Below are 18,108 nucleotides of genomic sequence, written 5' to 3'. Positions count from 1 at the left end.
ATGTCCGTTCTTCCCCTCACACATACTTCCGATGCACCATCTTTCCATCATAAGAAAACACAACACCCTTACTCTCCACAATGGACTCCATATGCACCGTTCTTCCCCATAGTTGATGAAGATATGGTAATACTTTTTCTAAGTATTTTAAATCGAGCTCGATTCCTTCGTAACTATGTTTAATGTACAATTCTCCGTTCTTTAAGTAGTCTCCGTCTTCTACTACTAAGTACGGGAAGCCGCCATTTGTACGCATATTTACGAGTTGATCACGCACATGTTCCCACTCTTTATCTATTACTTTATACTCTTTTCCTTGGCGCTGGAATAAGTACATATCTTCTCGCATAACGAGATCTTTATTTAAGTAGTTTCTTAAGAACGATACATCCCATTCAATTTCGCGTACTTCAAAGATTTTGTCACGACCAGACCCAGGTTTTACACCACGGCGTTTCATTTCTTCTGTTGGGTTGTTGTAACGTTCTTCAATATCTTCAAACATTTTAATCCCAAGGTAGTATGGGTTAATGCTTGTTTTTGATGGCTGTACAACACCCGCATTTAATTTCGCAAATTCAATTGCTTCATCAGATGTTAAGTCCATTTCACGAAGTATGCGTTGATGCCAATAGGACGCCCAGCCTTCGTTCATAATCTTCGTTTCAAGCTGCGGCCAGAAATATAACATTTCTTCACGCATCATCGTTAATATATCACGCTGCCAATCTTCTAGCTCACGGCTATATTCTTCAATAAAGAGGAGCAAGTCTTTCTCTGGTTGCGGTGGGATCTTCTTCTTTTTGCGTATATTGGATCGTTCTCTCTTTTTGTTTCGATCATCTAAATTCCATAGATCATCGTATTGTGATACCTTTTTCTTTTCTACTTCTTCTTCTAAATCATCAATACTCCACGCAAGTTTGGGACGCATGAGCGACGGGTCAATGTGCTCTTGAATGGCAAGTACGGCATCTAAAAATGTTTCTACTTCTTCTTTTCCGTACTTATGCTCATATGCTTTCACCCGTTCAGCTGTCGCTGACATACTCTCTACCATATCTCGCTTCGTATTTGAAAAACGAATATTATTTTTGAAGAAGTCACAGTGTGCTAAAACGTGCGCTACAATTAATTTGTTTTGAATTAAAGAGTTCGTATCTAATAAAAAGGCGTAACATGGATCAGAGTTAATAACGAGTTCGTATATTTTACTAAGTCCTAAATCGTATTGTAATTTCATTCTGAAAAATTGTTTTCCAAAACTCCAATGTGAAAACCTTGTCGGCATCCCATATGCACCAAATGTATAAATAATTTCCGCTGGACATATTTCATAACGCATCGGATAAAAATCAAGCCCAAATCCAGTCGCAATTTCCGTAATTTCCGCAATCGCATATTGCAGTGCTTTATCGTCACTTGCTCTCATTATTTTCCCTCCTTACACTTTCCCTTAAGAAAGTGTATGATGAAGAACAAGCTTTCATGAGGATTGATTGCATAATAAAAAGACACCCCCGCAAAAACGAGAATGTCTCATCTATTAACCTTCAATAATCTCCATCTTCTCCGTAATCGGAGTACGTGCTTTTCCTTCTGGCGCTTTATCGAAATAGCCGATATGAAGAATTCCAACGATACGTTGGCCTCTTGTTAAACCGATTCCTTCTATAAATAATGGATTGTAGTTTAATCCGCCTGATTTCCAAACGCAACCTAATCCGCGTTCCCAAGCAAGAAGTTGGAAGTTTTGCATGAATGCACATGTTGCAGCATAATCTTCATCACGTTGAATTTGACGCGGATCTTCATTTATATATACAACGATTTGTGCAGGCGTGCTTAAAAAACGATCTGATAAAATTTTACCGCGTTTCGCTCTTTCTTCTTCCGTGAAAGAGTTTAATACTGCATCTACTAATTTCTTGCGGCCTTCTCCGATGTATAGTTTACAATTCCATGGTTCACGGTGCTTATGATTTGGTGCCCATGTTGCATCGTTTAATAGTTCAATTAATAAATCTTTTTCTACTGCTTTGTCTGTAAATGTACGAACAGAGCGTCTTTCTTTAATCACATTAGCGATGGAAGTATATGTAGTCATATTTATCTCTCCCTTATTTTTATCTATATGTATAAGTTTATCGTCATCATTGATATTGATTTTCAATTTCGATTATACCTTAGTTTTTTACTATTAATCAATGTTTTATGTTGGAAAACTTCTAAAAACGTCATTTCATACTGTGAATAAAAAAACTTGATTTGTTCACAAGTATTTCACATTTTATGGAAATGATATGTGTATAGTTTTCTACATTATCCATCTAGGAGGAGTTTACATGTACAAAAAAATCGCTGTTTGTATGACTATGGCAGCATTATTATGCGGGATATCCACCTTCCCCGCTTCCGCTGCCACACCAAAAGAAGTAACAATGCATCACCATAAACCAATTCCAGAAGAAGAAGTGCAATCGCTAGAAAAACTCGGCTATAACAAACATGAAATTTGGAAAGCTGCTCATATTGCAAGAATTAGTAATAAAGAAATAAAAGATGTTTTAGCTTACTATAAGCAAAATAAATCTTGGGAGAAAACAGCCGAGCATTTCGGTGTAGATCCAAGTAAGCTGAAAAAGCATCATATGAATAAAGAAACAAAGCAAGCACTGCTACAACAGTTAGCAACTATGCAAAAATCCACACCTGATCAGCTAAAGCAAAAAATGAAAGAATATAACATCAAATTGCGTCATCTTACTGTGTTAACAATCATCTCTCAAAAAAGCAATACCCCTCTTGATGATGTATTAAAAATGAAAAAAGATGGAATGGACATTAAACAAATTGCCGAAAAATTAAATGTAAAAAGAGAAGATATACGAGCGGAAATGATGAAATTAGTGAAGTCTATTAAAGAACAAAAAACAAATTAAAATGCTAAAAAGGAAGAGGCTTTCACTACTCTTCCTTTTCTTTATGAACTTTCAATTTTTAAGTATAAATTCCCGTCTTTCCCAAAAACTAACACAAGTAAATGATGTAAGTTAGGGGTGAGAAAATGTTCGGTTTATCATCTAAGAAATCAAAAAAGACTAATACAAAAACACTTTGTTCTATCCCAGAATTTATACAAACCATGAAAGAATCAAGCGATTTTGTCTCTTATAACATACTTAAAGATGAAACGTTGTGCTTGTTTTATTATAAATCTGTCGTGGAAGCACTTATTATTAAACAATTCATTTTAACTCCTATAAAAAAGGAATCGGAACAAATCCAAAACATCTCTGATTTATGTAATATTATCTCTATTGAAGACATTATTACCTCCCCTTCTATTGATGATATTCGTGAAAAATTATTAGGTGGATATATTTTAATACGCTTAAAAAACAATTCGAATCCTGATCAATATGCTTTAATTCGTGCCGAAAGTACTGTTTTAGGAAAACGATTATATAACGATACAGAAAATGAGTATAGCGTAATCGGGCCTAAAATCGGTTTCGTTGAAAACCTTGATACAAATATCCACTTATTACGCCGAAATATCGTAACGGAGCAACTCATTTTTAAAGAAGTTACCGTCGGATCTATATCAAAAACAAAAGTAGCAGTTGCTTATATAGAAGGAATTACAAATGAACAATTTGTCAACACCGCAATTCAACGGCTAGAAGACATTGACTTTGATGTCCCATTTGATTCAACTATGATTGAGCAATTTATTAGTGATAATAGCAATTCACCTTTTCCTGTTCTATTACCTACAGAACGATTAGATCGAGCTGTATTTGCATTAATTAACGGGGAAGTTTTAATTTTAACAGATGGCTCTCCATATGCTTTATCAGGACCAACAACGTTACTGGATTTTTTCATTTCACCAGAAGATTATTATTTACCGTGGATGATTGGATCGTTCTTTCGTATTATTCGTTTTTTCGGAGCTATATTTTCTCTTTTTTCCTCCGCTATTTATACAGCGGCTTTAACATATCATTATCAAATGATTCCTGCCGATTTACTAGGTCCTATTATTTTCTCGAGAGCTAACGTACCTTTCCCTCCTATTCTAGAAGCACTCTTTTTAGAAATTACAATTGAATTGCTTCGTGAAGCTGGAGCGCGTTTACCGACAAAAGTCGGACAAACGATTGGGATTGTTGGGGGGATTGTAATTGGCCAAGCATCCGTGGAGGCAGCTTTGACAAGTACAATTTTATTAATTGCAGTTGCTTTATCCGCTCTTGCATCTTTCACAACACCAACCGTAAAGATGTCTTCTACTATCCGGTTGTTACGCTTTCCGCTTATCCTTTTAGCCGGTGCATTCGGAGGATTAGGCCTTATTGTCGGATTTGTATTTATTTTAGCTCATTTAATTAAATTAAAATCACTTGGATCACCTTATTTATTACCTTTATATCCATTTCGTGGTTTAGGTACAGCAGAAGGTTTTCTTCGATTACCATTTAGTCAAACGGCACAAAGACCTTCTTTTCTTAGACCAAAATCAAAATGGCGCTACAATCCAAACAAATCGAAGCAAAAACGTGATGGTGAGAATGAATGAAAAAAATTTTATTGCACCTTATCATTATCTTCTTCGTTTTACAAACTGGCTGTACACAAACGTATATAGTGGATGCACAGCGTATTATTCATATTGCTGGATTTGACATCACAAAAAACAAAAAATTCCAAGGAACTATTCTATTCCCAGAGTACACACATGGTGTAAAGTCTAAACCAGAGACGCAAACAACATCTGCCCGTTCACTTGAAACAATTGCTTCACGATTAAATGCGAAATCTCCTCACAATGTTGTTGTAGGTCAAATGCGTGTCGTCCTATTTGGAAAGGCTCTAGGGGAACGCGGAATGGGAGAGATTATTACTAACTTACAACGTGACCCAAATATCGGGCGTGATGTACAACTAGCAATTGTAGATGGATCGGCTGAAGAGCTTTTAAATTACGGAAAAAAAAATGGGTCTTTATATATTGCTGATTTACTCGAGCAAAATATAAGAAATGAGAACATTCCACAAACTGAATTAAACATTTTTTTATATAATTATTACTCTTCTGTATGTGATGCCTATGTTCCTTATATTAAAATGGACGATAATCATTCTGTCGCTGTCAAAGGACTTGCCTTTTTAAAAGGCGATAAAGTCGTCATGTATACGGATAAAAGACATTCTGTTTTAGCAAAATTACTTATTAATCCTACGAAAAATGGACGTTACGAAGCAGCAATAAAAAAGGATAAACATAAAGGTATGGTTGTTATACAAAACTTAGCTGGGGAAAATAAGTATGATATAGATCAAACTGGCGACATACCAAAAGTAAAAATCCATTTAAAACTAAATGGATTAATTAAAAACTCTCCTAATTGGATTGATCTAAGAAAAAGAACAAATATCAACTATATAAAAAAACAAATTGAACGAAATGTCGAAAAAGACTGTGAAGATTTAATAAAACAATTTCAAGAAAAAGAAATTGATCCTTTAGGAATACGAGATGAAATTAGAAGCCATACGAGAAAATGGAATATAAAACAACTTCGAAATATGTATAAAAATATAGCGGTAGATATAAATTTAGATCTTAATATTGTACAATCTGGAATCGGAGAATAGTGAGGTGAAATAAGCAATGAATACAATGAATAAAACAAAGACCGTATCTCCATATTTTGCATTTATTTTATTGCATTCTCTCCAGGTTGGTATAGGAATTCTCGGATATCAACGTGTAATTTTGAAAAATGCAGGTTATGATGCTTGGATTTCTCTTATTATTGCAGGTATTGCAACTCATATTGTACTGTTTTGTATGTTAAAAATGCTTGAAAAAGACGGAGATTTAATTAGTATTCATACAACAACCTTTGGAAAATGGGTTGGCTCTATATTTTCTGTAATTTTCACTCTTTATTGCTTATTATTTTGCCTTACTGTTCTTCGTACATATATAGAAGTGATACAAGTTTGGATTTTCCCTACCATTAAGTTATGGAAACTTACGCTTATGTTTTTATTAGTCACTTACTACATTATAAAAGGTGGCTTCCGTTCTGTGACAGGGATATGTTTTTGGGGTATTGTTCTTCCTATGTTCGTTGTATTCTTTTTAGTCTATCCGATGAAGTATGCACATTTTCGTAATATTTTACCTATTTTTACACATTCACCCTTTGACATGCTTATATCTGCAAAACACTCTGCATTGGAATTTCTAGGGTTTGAAACAATTCTTATCTTTTATCCCTTTATTGAAAAAGGAAAATCTTTAAAAAGATGGGCCCATGCTGGAATTGCTTTTAGCACCTTAATTTATGTAGTTTTAGCTATCGTATCTTTTATGTATTACAGCGAGGGACAATTAAACCGTACTATTTGGCCTACTTTAACGATGTTAAAAATAATTAAAGTTCCTTTTATTCAGCGCTTTGAATATATTATTATTTTCGTTTGGTTTTTAATTATTTTACCAAACCTTTGCTTAACCATTTGGTCATCATGTCAAACGATGAAGCGTTCCTTTCATATTTCATTTAAATTTACATTACCGTTTTTTATTTTCATCATATTTTCAGCTTCTCTGTTCTTCACAAACCGTGAAAGTATCAACACATTAAATACCGTACTATCTCAAGCGGGTTTATATATTGTATACACTTATATCCCGATTTTATTTTTGTTTCATTCACTAAGATGGCACTTCAAAAATCGTTCAAAAAAAACTTCTCCCTAGGTGTCCCTTAGTCTGATACAATTTTATTAATACATTTGTAAAGGGGACAAGCGAATGAAAAAGTATGTATTTTCTTTACTTGCAGTACTAAGCTTAATTCTTGCTGGATGCGGAAGTACTGGTACAAATGACCAAAAATCTTCTGAATCAAAACAAGAAGAACATGACCACGCATCGCACACTCAGCAAGCTGACATTCAAGAGAAAACAAAAGGAGTCGACACACTTCCAACCTTCCTAGATAAGCTTGATCCACAAATGAAAGATATCTACACCGTCGCTGGACAAAATGCAGAGCTATTAGATTGGATTCCATGCTATTGTGGTTGCGGTGAAAGTGTAGGACATAAAAATAATAAAAACTGCTTTATTCGTGAAATTAAAAAGAATGGTGAAGTTGTTTGGGACTCCCATGCAACGACTTGCGTCAATTGCCTAGAAATTGCAGTTGAATCTGCTTCCATGAAACAAAAAGGAAAATCAACGCTTGAAATTCGTAACTATATCGATAATAAATACAAAGAAGGCTATGGCAAACCAACACCTACGCCAATGCCAAAAGCTTAAAAAACGAGGGAATTCCTCGTTTTTTCTTTTCATTCTCATTTTTTCTTAACAAATTCTTTCAAGTGTATTTCTCCTTACTTATCACACACTATATATAACTCTCGGTAAGGAGGGTACACAGTGCAAACATATAACGACTATGATAAAGCTCTCTATTACACGTATTGCTGTAATTGGGATAAATTACTCGTTCTCATGGTTCAAACGAACGATCAATTATTTTCTAAGCGTATTGAGCATTTTTTACACGCTTATCAATACAGCAAGGAACTGCCAGAAGTTGATAAACAATTGCAGCTCCTATTTCAATATATTGACCACGCATCCCAAAAGTCGCATGTAGAAGAAGTAGAACAAATTCAAATGTAAACTATAGCGCTATTCTCTTCCGGAGAATGGCGCTTTTTTTAAATTTTTATATCAATAAAAGTTTCTCCTCATAAAACTTTTATTGATAAACATATTTTTTCTTTCTTTTCCATACCACTTCATACTATAATTTAGTATGTAACTATTATAAGAGAGGTATAAAATATGAGACGAGAAAAAAAGCAAGAATATGCTTTACTTACCGCATGGGGAGCTTCTTTTATCGCTACACTGGGAAGTCTTTATTTTTCCGAAATCATGAAATTTGAGCCTTGTGTACTTTGTTGGTATCAACGTATTTTTATGTATCCATTCGTTTTATGGCTCGGTATCGCTGTAGCAAAAAAAGATTATCGCATCGCAAGTTATTCTTTACCAATTACAAGTATTGGTGCTTGTATTTCTTTATATCACTATGCAATTCAAAAAGTCCCAGCGTTTTCAGCTGCTGGAGCAGCTTGCGGTCGTGTACCCTGCACCGGAGAATTTATAAACTGGTTTGGTTTTATTACAATCCCGTTTTTAGCACTTATCGGCTTTATTACAATCGCTGTTTGTAGCTTTATTGTCATCAAAAACAAATAAGGAGATGAAAGAATGAAAAAAATGCTTATATTTGGTGGTATTATTATCGCCTTGTTCGTAGCAATTTTCGCTGTCACACAAATGGAAGAAAAAAATGCTACTAGCCAAAAGATTGATAATCCTACTGAAAGTAAGACAAACGGTCCTGACTACTACACAAATAAAATCTCTCTTTCAGATCTTCAAAAGAACTTAAAAGAGAAAAAAGAAGAAACAGTATACTTTTATCAAACATCTTGCGTTCATTGCCAAAAATTATCTCCTGTCCTAGTGCCAATGGCTAAAGACTTAAACGTTGATATGAAAGTTATGGATATTGAAAAATTAGATGCTCCTTGGGATGAATATAAAATTCAAGGAACACCAACAATCATTCATTTTAAAGATGGCAAAGAAGTGAGCCGTATTAGCGGTGAACAGCCGAAAGATAAATTAAAAGAATGGCTTGAGCAAACGAAAAAGTAACTAGAAAAGGAAACTCCTTCTACACATGAAATGGGTGTAAAATCCCACACTAATGTATAAGGAGGGGGTTTTATGCCAGAAGTAAGATGTTCTGTTTCCAACTGTTCTTTTTGGGGACAAGGTAACTTTTGTCAAGCAAGTGCGATCATCGTTCAGCCTGATGCAGATGAAACTGGTCAAACTGAAAATGATTCATATACAGCTGCTGTTTTAACAAACGAGACGCTAGAAAGTCCTGTAGCAACGAGTGTAGAAACTTGTTGTCATACATTTAAGCCTAAATATTAAACAAAAAAAGCATGCGATTAATCGTATGCTTTTTACATTCCCCTCCAAAAATCATGCATAATAAAAAAGTACAAAATAACGAGAACGGCCGTCCCGCATAAGGTAATGCGCCGATATATACTCTTCTCTCCTTCCCTCGCTTTCACAAACGCCCAAATAAATCCGAAGAACAATATTAAATCAACATATGGAACATAAAAAGAAAAGACGAGAAACGCATATAAATACACGATAAATAAACAGGTCGTTACTAAAAAAACTTTAAACGCAAATTCACTTTTCATAATATAACCGCCCCCTATCTGTACTGTATTATATTCAGCAAAATATAATAGTTGCAGTTAAACTCCAAGTATAAATAAGCTACCGTCTATAAAACGGTAGCCATTACGGAACATTGTATTTCCGTTTATATATATTACTTAAAATTGAAGAAGGAATTTGCTCGTAACGAATTTTCTCTCCTGTTTCATCTATAATATACAAATTGTTTCCTATATAATATATTCCATCTTTTCGTTTTGAGTACACTGGATATCTTTCATTTGGCAATACCGTTTTCACTTTTGTTAACTGTCCATTTGGTTCTTGCCAATATATATCCGCGCGGTCTACTAGCGTAAGTACTCCAATTTGTTCTTCTTCTATTTTCCGACTATTCCAGCTCACAACGCGATAACCAAGCTTATTCGCTTCATATTCGGGGCTCGTATGAAAACGAGAAATGATTACTTTTGTTTGTAATTGTACTCTGTCATATAACCATTGTATATCCCTGTCATGCATGCGAATACAACCATTTGATTCCCTACTTCCAATCGTCCATTCCCGATTTGTCCCGTGAATCGCATATTCATTCTTATCTAGTCCAAGCCACCTCGTACCGAGAGGATTATTCGGTGCACCCCCAGGTATTTTTTTTCGATGGTATTCTTTATTTTTAAATTTAGTTATAATACAAAAGTTACCTTCAGGCGTAGGTGTACGATCTCTTCCAGTCGTTACTGGAAATGTTTTTGTATAATTTCCATTCTCAAAAAAAGACAACTGATTTGTCGTAAGATTCACTAATATTAAATGATCTGTATTAGCAAAAGCACTAACCGGTAGGATGAAAAATAATAGTATGACGAAACATAACTTTTTCAGCTATATCCCCCCTAGCGCTCACTATAATAAGTGGAATTAACATTACTTTGCTCTTATAAATGAAAACTATCCATTTACAATAACGCCCCCATTTACATGTATCATTTGTCCAGTAACATAAGAAGAATCACCAGACGCTAAATATACGTATGCCGGCGCTAACTCATATGGTTGACCAGGCCTTTGCATTGGGACATTGCTCCCAAACTGAGAGACTTTCTTCTCATCAAAGCTCGATGGAATAAGCGGTGTCCAAATCGGTCCTGGTGCAACACCATTTACCCGAATCCCTTTTTGCACTAACGATTGAGAAAGTGATCTTGTAAAAGCTACGATTGCTCCTTTCGTCGCGGAATAATCAATTAACGTTTCATTTCCTTCATATGCAACGATAGATGCCGTATTTATAATGACATCCCCTTTCTTCAAATGAGAAAGGGCTGCTTTCGCAACGTGAAAATAAGAAAAAATATTAATACGAAAAGTCTTTTCTAGCTGTTCTGCTGTAATATACTCTAGTCCTTGCTGCGGATATTGCTGCGCGACATTATTTACTAAAACCTGTAAACTACCTAGCTGCTGGACGGTCTCTTGAACAACATCTTTACAATGCTGTTCATCACTTAAATCACCCGGCAACAATACACACTTTACACCTTCTTTCTCAACATATTGCTTCGTCTCATTAGCATCTTCTTCCTCATCTAAATAAGCAATCGCAACATTTGCTCCTTCTTTTGCAAAAGCGATGGAAACTGCTCGTCCAATTCCGCTATCTCCCCCTGTAATTAATACATTCTTTCCTTTTAACTTTTCGCTACCTTTATAATTGGGATCTTCAAACTGTGGTAGAGGATTCATTAATGATTCAATACCAGGCTGCTTATTTTGATGTTGCGCAGGCATTGTTATAAAGTTTTTTTGCTGTGGCATAGCTGCTTTCAACTCCTTTTCCTTAGCATGTGCACAATAAAAAGCTGAAATTCACACATCGGTTTACGATTAATATTCGAATTTAAGACACAAAATATGAATTGTTATAAACTTTTTATGCAAAACTATTGCAAAATAGATAAAAAACGAATATTATATATAACTGTTGTGAAAATTATTCGTAAACAGAAAGGATGTTTATATGTTTAACCTTTCAAAACATAAAACTTCTATTAAAACTGAAATTATGGCAGGTATTATTACCTTCTTAACAATGGCATATATCATTGTCGTAAACCCTGTTATCCTTGGAGATGCAGGTGTTCCATTTGAACAAGCATTTACAGCAACAATTATTGCTGCTGTTGTCGGAACATTATTTATGGCAATCTTTACAAACTTACCAATCGCAATCGCGCCAGGTATGGGATTAAATGCTTACTTCTCTTACTCTGTTGTAAAAGCGCATGAAGGCATGACTTTCGCAATTGCATTCTCTGCTGTATTCGTAGCAGGTATGATTTTAATTTTGCTATCATTTACATCTTTCCGTACAAAATTAATGGAAGCAATTCCTGAAAACTTAAAACATGCAATTACTGCTGGTATCGGGTTATTTATCGCCTTTATCGGTTTACGATTAACTGGTATCGTTACAAAAAATGATGCAAACTTAGTTGGACTTGGTGATCTTCACTCTGCTCCAGTTCTACTAGCATTAGCTGGACTTGGAATTACTATTATCCTTATGTCTTTAAATGTAAATGGCGCACTATTTATCGGTATGCTATTAACTGGTATTATCGCTTTCTTCACAGGACAATTAACATTCTCAAACGGTGTTACATCAATGCCTGGATTACCAGAAGGAATTATCGTTTCAAATCCAATTACTGCTGTATCTGACGTAATTAACTACGGATTATACGGCGTTGTATTTTCATTCTTCCTTGTTACATTATTTGATACAACAGGTACATTACTTGGGGTAGCTCAACAAGGTGGATTTATGAAAGACGGAAAACTCCCAAAAGCTGGACGAGCTCTTCTATCTGACTCATTCTCAGCAACTATTGGTTCTATGTTCGGAACGACACCATCAACAGCTTACATTGAATCATCTGCTGGTGTTGCAGCTGGTGGTCGTACTGGTTTAACAACTGTTACAGTAGCTGTTCTATTCGCACTAGCAGCATTCTTCGGACCATTAGTAAGTGCTGTCTCTGGTGTATCAGCTATTACTGCTCCATCATTAATTATCGTTGGTAGTCTTATGATGGGTTCAGTTCGCCACATCGATTGGGACGCATTTGATGAAGCATTCCCAGCATTTTTAGTAATCTTAAGCATGCCTCTTACATCAAGTATCGCAACAGGTATCGCACTTGGATTTATTTCATATCCACTTATGAAAGTGGCAAAAGGTAAATTCCGTGCTGTTCACCCACTTGTATATGTATTTGGAATTTTGTTTGCTTATCAATTGATATTCTTACCACATTAAAAAAGTAGAGCATCGAAATCCGATGCTCTACTTTTCTTTTACAACAATCATTCAAACTATAAAGGCACCTCCAAAATATGAAGAAGGTTATAACCTTTTAATACTTCTCTTCTACCTTTAATTCTTTACTATACTTTTGAATGAAAACTGATGAAATAACCATTACTATGCCCACACTAAAACCAATAAGTTGATCTATTAACATTTCATCATGAATAAACCAGCGAAGTAAAAATACGCTACCAAAAATAAACATCATAATAAACCCAGTATGCCTAAGTCCTTTATAGACATTTTCCATATGTATCACCTCTTCACATAATATTATCCATATTACACCATACAACCATCGAGTAACCGTATCGTCCTCTGACAATATGCAGCTACCTTTTGATCATGTGTAACAACTAGCACTGTTTTTCCTTCTTTATTAATCTCTTGTAAAATACTCATAATTTTCTCCCCATTTTCTTGATCAAGAGCACCAGTCGGTTCATCAGCAAGTATAATTTTTGTATCTTGTGCTAAAGCCCTTGCTATTGCTGTTCTTTGCTGTTCTCCTCCTGATAACTCGTAAGGATATTTGTTAATATGCCTCTCAAGCCCTACCATTTTCAGCATTTCTTTTGATATTTGCATACGTTTCTTATGAGAAATTCTTCTATATATAAGCGGAAGCATTACATTTTCAACAACTGTATAATCATCTAATAGCGAAAAGTTCTGAAACACAAATCCAACTTCCGTGTTTCTATACTTATGATAATTTGACTTGAATGTACTCGTATCCATTCCATCTAAAAAATACTTTCCAGTAGAGGGGCTATCAATTAAGCCAATAATGTTAAGCAAGGTTGATTTCCCAGAACCAGATGGTCCCATAATGGCTATCATTTCGCCTTTTTCTATTGTAAGATTAATATCTTGTAAAGCACTAAAATTACTCTTTCCGTATCCCTTAGCCACATTTGCGAGCTGAATCATCTATAACACCTCTTTCATATATGTATTTTTTATTTTTAGTACATTGAAATAAATGATTGCATATATAACGAGGATCATTACAATTGATAAAGCACCTATAACAACCAATGATTCTATAGAGACTTTTAACGTTCCAAAGAAAGATACTATACTATTTTCTAGCCCTTTCTGAATTTCAATTACTCCGCTATTCTCCCATTGAAAATACATTATGCCTATACATATCGCTAAAACGAATAGCAACATATACTCAATAATAAATGGAAGACATATTTGAAAAGTGCTTGCACCTAACGCTGACCTAATAGAAATATTTTTACGCTCCATATAAAGTGCTGCCATTGATGTTAATACAATAGATAGAAATGAAAAAAAAAAGACTGTACCGCTTAATAATAAGGGGTATGACATATTATCAATACCTTGTTTTTCGTTTTCTAACAATTTATTCGGATTTGTAACATAATACGAATAACCCTTACCTTCTGTTACCTTTAATACTTTCTTTTGAAGTTCATTTATATTTATCTTCTCATTTGTTTCTATAATTAACCCATTGTATAAAAGTTCTACACTATAGAACTCTATTTCTTCTGTTCCAATTGGTAAAATCGCCATGTCATCTAATAATGTAATACGATTATCCGATATTTCACCACTTCGAGGATATGTAAATGGTGAATTTTTTTCTAAAAAACCAATTACTTTTAGCTTCATTTTTCCAGATGGTATAACATCACCAATAGATACCTTTTCTATATAATTAGCCCCTAATATAACAGGTCTAATATCAAATACTGATTTATGAAATTCCGATTCCTCAAAATATCTTCCTTGTGAAATTCGTATACGAAAGTACTTATTAATATCTTTATCAACAATAAGAGTCTTTATCGTTCCATTTTCTTTTTTTAAACTAAGTGAATAGTTACGGAACAGATAATTAGTTTTATTTGTTATTGGTATCATATTAGATAACCCTTGCATGAAATGTTGATAATCATTTTTCGCTTTTTCTTCGCTAAACAAGGTTATATCTTGCGTCGCATAAAGTTCATAGAAATTTTTATGAGTCGATAAATTATTTGCTACCGTCATCATTTTTCGATATCCCGAAAGATTACTAACAAATTCTATTGCTGAAGAAAATGCAATAATTAAAGAAATTACTATAATCAAACTTGGTAACAACCGTTTTTTCACAGACCGTATAGAATCAAATATAAAAAACATGACGACCTCCTACGTTCTTAAATGTTTTCCGGGATATATATTTATAATGTGCTTGATTGGAATTACAGTAACAAAAATTGTAAGAAAAATTATAAAAATAACATTGCATATCAATACATATAGTGTTAACGGTTTTACTAAGTATGTCTGAAAATAAGTATGAATTGTTCCCGAAAATATTTCTAACGTAATAAAAACTAAGAACATCGCTGCTAGAGAAATAAACAAAATTTGAATATATAGTTCGCAGTAGATAGATATATTAGAAGCACCTACTGCTTTTTTTAATGAAATCTCTCTTTCTTTTTTATAAATCCAAAATAAAACCGCAGAAATGCCAGAAACAATTGCAACAAGAATAAATTTATAATAATACTTATTTGCTGGATCTATATGTGTCACATGTAGTTCCTGAAGATCTCGTTCATTCAGTATTTGAACATCTCCCGAAAGCACTTCTTTACTCCTACCCATAAACTTTTTTATTTCGTTATGAATAGATGATGTAGGATTAACAACTGTTAATTGTAATTGTTTACTCGCGATAATACCTTTTTTAGATATAGTAGGTAAGTTTTGAAGTGGAACGTATATGCCTGCTACACCGACGTCACTGTCTTTTCTTGATATAGTTCCTATTTTTTTATATGTATCATCAAATTCATATAACTCCTCTACATTCGTTTGATCGCCAACAACCATATCGTTTACATTTTCACGATGAAAATATTGTCCTTCAGAAATATATGGCTTCCAATAATAATCATCTTTTAAATTCACAGCTATGATCTTTGTTGCCCCTGAACTATTTAATGCTTTTAAATGCTCTACATAAATATCACTTTTAACAAAAGTATCTTGTATGAAAGGAATTATCTCTTCCAATTCAGTTGCATTCGCTATCGGAACAGTTAAAACTTGGTTCTTCTCTGGAAAACCGATTTGAAAAGCAGATATAAAGTTTCGTTTAGACTCTGTTAAAAGTGCGGCTATTGATATAGAAAGAAAAGAAATAAAAAATGACATAAGGAGAATTAAGAAAAACAGTTTATTGCTTTTTATATTTTTAAAAGCTAGGTACATGTCTGTGCTCCTTTTAAATAAGAAGGAGATGATGAACATCCCCTTCTCCTTATCTAAATATTTATAAAGACAACTGTTTAATGCTTTTTACCACTGCAATCGTAAGTTACCATTACTATCAAAAGTACCTTTGTGTGTATCTTCTTGATAGTCATTATTCTCATTTGCATAATGCTCCGAGTATAGTCCTTTTGCACCAAAGGCGTTATATGCACCATTACTCACAGTTGCGTTTAATGCTCTTCCAGATTCATGGGATCCTAATTTGTCTGAAGCGCTTTCAATATATGAATTATTTCCATTTGATTTAATAAAAGAAATTGCTACTGAACAACGAGATGCATTTTGATTCGTAGTAGTTTGAGCTCTGTAAGATAGTAGGTTACCGCTTTTGTGACCGCTTAGAGTTGGATAGAATGCACTTGTTGAGATTGATGTTGCTAATAATACTAAAGTCGTAATTGAAAAAACTTTTCCTTTCATTAACAATCACCTCATAAATTTAATAGTTTAGTAGCGCTACATCATCATAATATCCTTCAAATAAATTCTCCTCAACAAGAAACCCCGATGTTTTACAAACTCTTTAAACACTTAAACATTCATACATTTTTAAAAAGTAACGGATAAGCAAGCAATACAAAAAAAGGCTGCAGAGAACTCCATCTCCGCAGCCTAATACTTATTTTTGCAAGAACGCCTTTAAATCTGCAAATTGTCTCTTTGCGTCTTCATAGCCTTGCTCGTATAAATTTTGTAGTTTTGCTGTATCTTTTTCCATACGATCTACTTGAAGCGGCACTTCTGGACGAATAACAAATAAATTCCCAGCTTGTTCTTCTTTTTCAATGTAGTGAAGTGTTTCATTATACACTTCATAACGATTCAGCATCGTGTTAACAAGGTTCGGATATTTTTTATAAGCTTTCGCTGCAACCCATCCAAACCTTGATTTTTTCTTCGCGTAGCCATGATTTCTCGTTAAAATAACGACTGATTTTTTAAATCCATCCTCTTGCGCTTTACGAACTGGAATTGGATCAGAAATCCCGCCATCTAACAGTTGTTTACCGCGGTAATTTACTACCGGTGCAATGAAAGGCAATGAACTAGACGCTTGTAATAAATTTAGCGCATCATCATTCGTTCCTTCTTTTTCAAAATAAACAGATTGCCCTGTTTCACAATCCGTCGTTCCTACAAGGAAACGTTCCGGGCTATTAAAGTATGTTTCAAAATCAAACGGCACATACTTTTCTGGAATTTCATGAAAAATGAAATCCATATCAAATAGCTGACGTTTTCTCCATAAGTTTTTATACGATAAATATTTCGGATGTGATGCATAATCAATATTGACCGTTTTATTTCTATTTCTTTGTCTGGAAAGATACGACGCTGCATGACAAGCACCAGCTGATACACCGATTACATATGGAAAATATAAATCTTGTTCCATAAAGTATTCTAATATCCCGCCCGTGTACACACCACGCATACCGCCGCCTTCTAATACTAACCCCGTATTTTCAAGCATGTTACTCTCTCCTCTATATATATTGACTCTTTAATTATTCACCATGTTAAGTATCTTTTTCTATTATATATGAGTTCTTTCAGAAATTATATTTAAAAGACTTGAGAAAAAGGAGTTTTTTCTTCCAATTATATTTCCAAATGATCGGAGACATCCTTTATAAACCTTTGAATAAAGTCTTGCTCTTCTTTCGTATATCCATCTAAAAGTAACAACCACTTTTCTTCAGCTTGCTTATGCAATTTTTCATGAGCTTTATATATTTCATTCCCACTCTCCGTTAAGCTGAAGAAGATTTCTTTTTGATTATCTAACATTTGCATCTTCTCAACGAATTGCTTTTGAAACAACTTTGTACAAATTTTAGAGATTGCTCCCTTCGTCATGCCCATTTCTGTCGTAATTGCCGTTACATTCATCAAACCATTTTTTCCGATACATTCGATTACATGTAACTCAGATAAAGACATACTACTTACGCCTGTCTCACGAAGAAACTTCTCATTTTGTCGTTTTAAATATTCTTCTTTTTTATGCAAAAGTGTACGAATGTCCGAAAGTATTTCCATTTGCTTCGTTGCATGCTTCAATCCGTTCGCCTCCTAAGTTTCCAAAGAAACAATTTAACTA

Annotated in this window: 22 protein-coding genes; 10 read left to right on the top strand and 12 right to left on the bottom strand. The window is 34.2% G+C overall.

Going from position 1 to position 18,108, the window contains the following annotated elements:
* Positions 1 to 16: 16 nt before the first annotated feature.
* Both spoVR and AC22L0_RS00280 read right to left on the bottom strand, forming a co-directional pair.
* Positions 17 to 1,432, bottom strand: a complete 1,416-nt coding sequence (spoVR, locus tag AC22L0_RS00285; protein ID WP_001202717.1) for a stage V sporulation protein SpoVR — start codon at positions 1,430 to 1,432, stop codon at positions 17 to 19.
* 114 nt (positions 1,433 to 1,546) lie between these two features.
* The gene (locus AC22L0_RS00280) at positions 1,547 to 2,107 is read right to left on the bottom strand and encodes a nitroreductase family protein (RefSeq protein ID WP_000214819.1); all 561 of its coding nucleotides are present in this window, start codon (positions 2,105 to 2,107) and stop codon (positions 1,547 to 1,549) included.
* A 238-nt stretch (positions 2,108 to 2,345) separates the two neighbouring features.
* Between AC22L0_RS00280 and AC22L0_RS00275 the strand changes: the two genes are divergently transcribed.
* The 9 genes from AC22L0_RS00275 (at position 2,346) to AC22L0_RS00235 (ending at position 9,055) form a co-directional block, all read left to right on the top strand.
* A complete protein-coding gene (locus AC22L0_RS00275; protein WP_000276960.1) occupies positions 2,346 to 2,942 on the top strand; it encodes a hypothetical protein in 597 nt (198 codons plus the stop codon).
* Positions 2,943 to 3,067: 125 nt separating this feature from the next.
* The gene (locus tag AC22L0_RS00270) at positions 3,068 to 4,585 is read left to right on the top strand and encodes a spore germination protein (RefSeq protein ID WP_000467491.1); all 1,518 of its coding nucleotides are present in this window, start codon (positions 3,068 to 3,070) and stop codon (positions 4,583 to 4,585) included.
* Positions 4,582 to 5,664: a Ger(x)C family spore germination protein gene (locus AC22L0_RS00265; protein ID WP_087966342.1), complete on the top strand. Its 1,083-nt coding sequence runs from the start codon at positions 4,582 to 4,584 to the stop codon at positions 5,662 to 5,664. The genes AC22L0_RS00270 and AC22L0_RS00265 overlap by 4 nt, the downstream gene beginning before the upstream one ends.
* A gap of 16 nt (positions 5,665 to 5,680) precedes the next feature.
* Entirely contained in the window at positions 5,681 to 6,781 is a 1,101-nt protein-coding gene (locus tag AC22L0_RS00260; protein WP_001095042.1) for a GerAB/ArcD/ProY family transporter, read from the top strand.
* A gap of 54 nt (positions 6,782 to 6,835) precedes the next feature.
* Positions 6,836 to 7,348 carry a PCYCGC domain-containing protein gene (locus AC22L0_RS00255; protein WP_000761029.1) on the top strand — a complete coding sequence of 171 codons (513 nt, stop codon included), beginning with the start codon at positions 6,836 to 6,838 and terminating at the stop codon, positions 7,346 to 7,348.
* Between the two features lie 120 nt (positions 7,349 to 7,468).
* Complete coding sequence (locus AC22L0_RS00250; protein WP_001195459.1) at positions 7,469 to 7,717, top strand: YhdB family protein; 249 nt, start codon at positions 7,469 to 7,471, stop codon at positions 7,715 to 7,717.
* Between the two features lie 165 nt (positions 7,718 to 7,882).
* Complete coding sequence (locus AC22L0_RS00245; protein WP_087966345.1) at positions 7,883 to 8,302, top strand: disulfide formation protein C; 420 nt, start codon at positions 7,883 to 7,885, stop codon at positions 8,300 to 8,302.
* Positions 8,303 to 8,314: 12 nt separating this feature from the next.
* Entirely contained in the window at positions 8,315 to 8,767 is a 453-nt protein-coding gene (locus tag AC22L0_RS00240) for a thioredoxin family protein (protein ID WP_000738450.1), read from the top strand.
* A gap of 72 nt (positions 8,768 to 8,839) precedes the next feature.
* Positions 8,840 to 9,055 carry a DUF1540 domain-containing protein gene (locus tag AC22L0_RS00235; protein ID WP_001115480.1) on the top strand — a complete coding sequence of 72 codons (216 nt, stop codon included), beginning with the start codon at positions 8,840 to 8,842 and terminating at the stop codon, positions 9,053 to 9,055.
* A 32-nt stretch (positions 9,056 to 9,087) separates the two neighbouring features.
* On the opposite strand, the gene AC22L0_RS00230 is transcribed toward AC22L0_RS00235, so the two are convergent.
* The 3 genes from AC22L0_RS00230 to AC22L0_RS00220 form a co-directional block, all read right to left on the bottom strand.
* Complete coding sequence (locus AC22L0_RS00230) at positions 9,088 to 9,339, bottom strand: hypothetical protein (RefSeq protein WP_000834195.1); 252 nt, start codon at positions 9,337 to 9,339, stop codon at positions 9,088 to 9,090.
* Between the two features lie 103 nt (positions 9,340 to 9,442).
* Positions 9,443 to 10,204 carry a L,D-transpeptidase gene (locus tag AC22L0_RS00225; protein WP_025118307.1) on the bottom strand — a complete coding sequence of 254 codons (762 nt, stop codon included), beginning with the start codon at positions 10,202 to 10,204 and terminating at the stop codon, positions 9,443 to 9,445.
* A 66-nt stretch (positions 10,205 to 10,270) separates the two neighbouring features.
* Complete coding sequence (locus AC22L0_RS00220) at positions 10,271 to 11,137, bottom strand: SDR family oxidoreductase (RefSeq protein ID WP_001136259.1); 867 nt, start codon at positions 11,135 to 11,137, stop codon at positions 10,271 to 10,273.
* Between the two features lie 202 nt (positions 11,138 to 11,339).
* Between AC22L0_RS00220 and AC22L0_RS00215 the strand changes: the two genes are divergently transcribed.
* A complete protein-coding gene (locus AC22L0_RS00215; protein WP_000482710.1) occupies positions 11,340 to 12,641 on the top strand; it encodes an NCS2 family permease in 1,302 nt (433 codons plus the stop codon).
* 97 nt (positions 12,642 to 12,738) lie between these two features.
* Here AC22L0_RS00215 and AC22L0_RS00210 read toward each other — a convergent pair whose 3' ends face one another.
* From AC22L0_RS00210 to AC22L0_RS00180, 7 genes are all read right to left on the bottom strand, one after another.
* A complete protein-coding gene (locus AC22L0_RS00210; protein WP_000432806.1) occupies positions 12,739 to 12,942 on the bottom strand; it encodes a hypothetical protein in 204 nt (67 codons plus the stop codon).
* A gap of 32 nt (positions 12,943 to 12,974) precedes the next feature.
* A complete protein-coding gene (locus AC22L0_RS00205; protein ID WP_000615295.1) occupies positions 12,975 to 13,625 on the bottom strand; it encodes an ABC transporter ATP-binding protein in 651 nt (216 codons plus the stop codon).
* On the bottom strand, positions 13,626 to 14,858 hold the full coding sequence (locus tag AC22L0_RS00200; RefSeq protein WP_000465074.1) for an ABC transporter permease: 1,233 nt from the start codon (positions 14,856 to 14,858) through the stop codon (positions 13,626 to 13,628).
* A 9-nt stretch (positions 14,859 to 14,867) separates the two neighbouring features.
* Positions 14,868 to 15,941, bottom strand: a complete 1,074-nt coding sequence (locus AC22L0_RS00195; protein ID WP_087966347.1) for an ABC transporter permease — start codon at positions 15,939 to 15,941, stop codon at positions 14,868 to 14,870.
* A gap of 87 nt (positions 15,942 to 16,028) precedes the next feature.
* The gene (locus AC22L0_RS00190; RefSeq protein ID WP_000676983.1) at positions 16,029 to 16,424 is read right to left on the bottom strand and encodes a hypothetical protein; all 396 of its coding nucleotides are present in this window, start codon (positions 16,422 to 16,424) and stop codon (positions 16,029 to 16,031) included.
* 199 nt (positions 16,425 to 16,623) lie between these two features.
* Entirely contained in the window at positions 16,624 to 17,478 is an 855-nt protein-coding gene (locus AC22L0_RS00185; protein WP_000892691.1) for a patatin-like phospholipase family protein, read from the bottom strand.
* Between the two features lie 128 nt (positions 17,479 to 17,606).
* Positions 17,607 to 18,068, bottom strand: coding sequence for a MarR family transcriptional regulator (locus AC22L0_RS00180; RefSeq protein ID WP_000679683.1), 462 nt, complete (start codon positions 18,066 to 18,068; stop codon positions 17,607 to 17,609).
* Positions 18,069 to 18,108: the final 40 nt, after the last annotated feature.

The organism is Bacillus sp. LQ01, assembly GCF_057624735.1.
This window is presented reverse-complemented; position numbering and strand designations above follow the sequence as displayed.

Excerpts from the sequence above, each read along its gene's own strand:
- AC22L0_RS00210 (WP_000432806.1), bottom strand. The coding sequence starts at position 12,942 with ATGGAAAATGTCTATAAAGGACTTAGGCATACTGGGTTTATTATGATG.
- AC22L0_RS00215 (WP_000482710.1), top strand. The coding sequence starts at position 11,340 with ATGTTTAACCTTTCAAAACATAAAACTTCTATTAAAACTGAAATTATG.
- AC22L0_RS00195 (WP_087966347.1), bottom strand. The coding sequence starts at position 15,941 with ATGTACCTAGCTTTTAAAAATATAAAAAGCAATAAACTGTTTTTCTTA.
- AC22L0_RS00240 (WP_000738450.1), top strand. The coding sequence starts at position 8,315 with ATGAAAAAAATGCTTATATTTGGTGGTATTATTATCGCCTTGTTCGTA.
- AC22L0_RS00235 (WP_001115480.1), top strand. The coding sequence starts at position 8,840 with ATGCCAGAAGTAAGATGTTCTGTTTCCAACTGTTCTTTTTGGGGACAA.
- AC22L0_RS00260 (WP_001095042.1), top strand. The coding sequence starts at position 5,681 with ATGAATACAATGAATAAAACAAAGACCGTATCTCCATATTTTGCATTT.
- AC22L0_RS00185 (WP_000892691.1), bottom strand. The coding sequence starts at position 17,478 with ATGCTTGAAAATACGGGGTTAGTATTAGAAGGCGGCGGTATGCGTGGT.
- AC22L0_RS00255 (WP_000761029.1), top strand. The coding sequence starts at position 6,836 with ATGAAAAAGTATGTATTTTCTTTACTTGCAGTACTAAGCTTAATTCTT.
- AC22L0_RS00230 (WP_000834195.1), bottom strand. The coding sequence starts at position 9,339 with ATGAAAAGTGAATTTGCGTTTAAAGTTTTTTTAGTAACGACCTGTTTA.
- AC22L0_RS00205 (WP_000615295.1), bottom strand. The coding sequence starts at position 13,625 with ATGATTCAGCTCGCAAATGTGGCTAAGGGATACGGAAAGAGTAATTTT.
- AC22L0_RS00220 (WP_001136259.1), bottom strand. The coding sequence starts at position 11,137 with ATGCCACAGCAAAAAAACTTTATAACAATGCCTGCGCAACATCAAAAT.
- AC22L0_RS00190 (WP_000676983.1), bottom strand. The coding sequence starts at position 16,424 with ATGAAAGGAAAAGTTTTTTCAATTACGACTTTAGTATTATTAGCAACA.
- spoVR (WP_001202717.1), bottom strand. The coding sequence starts at position 1,432 with ATGAGAGCAAGTGACGATAAAGCACTGCAATATGCGATTGCGGAAATT.
- AC22L0_RS00275 (WP_000276960.1), top strand. The coding sequence starts at position 2,346 with ATGTACAAAAAAATCGCTGTTTGTATGACTATGGCAGCATTATTATGC.
- AC22L0_RS00200 (WP_000465074.1), bottom strand. The coding sequence starts at position 14,858 with ATGTTTTTTATATTTGATTCTATACGGTCTGTGAAAAAACGGTTGTTA.
- AC22L0_RS00265 (WP_087966342.1), top strand. The coding sequence starts at position 4,582 with ATGAAAAAAATTTTATTGCACCTTATCATTATCTTCTTCGTTTTACAA.
- AC22L0_RS00270 (WP_000467491.1), top strand. The coding sequence starts at position 3,068 with ATGTTCGGTTTATCATCTAAGAAATCAAAAAAGACTAATACAAAAACA.
- AC22L0_RS00245 (WP_087966345.1), top strand. The coding sequence starts at position 7,883 with ATGAGACGAGAAAAAAAGCAAGAATATGCTTTACTTACCGCATGGGGA.
- AC22L0_RS00280 (WP_000214819.1), bottom strand. The coding sequence starts at position 2,107 with ATGACTACATATACTTCCATCGCTAATGTGATTAAAGAAAGACGCTCT.